General features: G+C 59.8%; 1 protein-coding gene. It reads right to left on the bottom strand.

Annotated elements, in window-relative coordinates:
* Positions 1-93: 93 nt before the first annotated feature.
* Positions 94-1,584: an ISNCY family transposase gene (locus DID99_RS36540; RefSeq protein WP_124489885.1), complete on the bottom strand. Its 1,491-nt coding sequence runs from the start codon at positions 1,582-1,584 to the stop codon at positions 94-96.
* Between the last annotated feature and the right edge of the window lie 100 nt (positions 1,585-1,684).

Genomic DNA, 1,684 nt, shown 5'->3' with positions numbered 1-1,684 from the left:
TGTCGTAGCCATTTCAAGATGTCGGGGCACCAGCCAGATAGAAATGTCCGGTTTTAAGGTTGGTTGGCTGCGTCTCTTTCCTCGTTTTGAGCGTTACGCAGTGTCGAAGGTCGGCGCCTGAACGGGCAGGGCGCTCACGTTCGTTTCTCCAGCTTTTGCAGACCGACGGCTAGGTTTGTTTGGCGGCTTTGCGGTTTGCCGACGGTGCGCCAGATCCACGATCACATGCTCGATGTCGGCCTGCGTGATCTCGCGTTGCTTCTTCTTGCCCGGTTCAGCCTCGTTTCGATTGGTTCGCGTCGCGTCGCCACGATGCGTTCGAGATGGGGCTTTACCGATTCGACTGTTATCGCGTTGCGCCTGGATCGTCTGCGCAACCTGGAGCACGTGACTCAGGCGCTTGTGTTCGACAACAGCAGCTTGATCGATCTCGGCCAGCCGGTCGTACTGTCTACAGGGCAACATGCGACCCTCTGTTCGGAGTTCGATGCGCCCGTCCGGGTACTCCCATACCTCGATCGTTCGACCGATCAGCTTCCGATTCTCCGGCGTATCGTCCAGCAAATACATCACTCGGTCGTACTGCACCGTGAGCGATTTCGTCACTTTCCGCGGCTCGCGCCACGTCATCACCAAGTCGAGATTCTCGTCGGCGCGCAGCGATCGGTGTGCATTGAAGTCGCTCTTCGGCGGCTTTGCGAAGCGTGTGTTGTAGGCGGCCATGAAGGAGGGCGCGTAAGCGTTGGCGTCGGCCACCGTGTTGATCCCACGCAGCCGCATCTCCTTGACCAAGCGATCCTGCAACGTCAGATGTGCTCGCTCGACTCGCCCCTTGGCCGGACTGCTGTTTGCGCAAAACGTATCGATGTTCAGCTCGTACATCGCGCGGCCAAAGTGCGTTACCCGATTACCAGTCTTGCCCGGCGTCGAATTGCGGAACACGCTGTACTTGTCGCTATAGAACGCCCCCGGTTTGCCATGGCACTCGATATACGCTCGCGTCGCCTCGAAGTAGCTGAAGGTCGATTCGGTCTGCGTGAAGTGCAGCATCATCAACCGGCTCGTCGCATCGTCGACGTATACCAGCAGCGTGCAGGCCGGCGCCCGTTCCTCGAACCACCGATGATCGCTGCCGTCGATCTGGATCAGTTCACCGAGGCAAGAGCGCCGCGCTCGCGGCTGGTAGACCTTCGGCGGACGCTGTCGGCGCGGAATCCACAAGCCAGCGTCCGTCATCAGCTTCCTGACCGTTTCCTTGGCTAGCCGAATGCCGTGACACTCCCAGAGCTTCTCGCAGGCCAGCGTCGGCCCGAAATCGGCATAGCGATCGCGGATGATCGACAGAGCCCGGTCGGCGGCCCCTGGGTCCAGGCGACGGTTGCCGGGACCGCCACGCTTACGCGAAGCTAGTCCAGCTGCGCCGGATTCCCGATAGCGGATCACCAGGCGTTCGATCTGCCGCACTGTCAGCCCCAGCCGTTCGGCTGCACGGCCGGGCTTCAAGCCCATATCCACCACAGCCTGGATCACCTTCAGACGGTCGAGTTCTCGCATGTTCAATGTCACCAATGCTGTTCGGTGCATCGCCGGCTCCATGATCTGACGGGGGCCGACAAGCTTACCGAGGTCCAAACGCGACATTTCTAAATGGCTGGAACACGACATTTCTAAAAAGCTACTACAA

Source organism: Burkholderia sp. Bp8986 (assembly GCF_003854225.1).
GTDB lineage: Bacteria > Pseudomonadota > Gammaproteobacteria > Burkholderiales > Burkholderiaceae > Burkholderia.
This window is presented reverse-complemented; position numbering and strand designations above follow the sequence as displayed.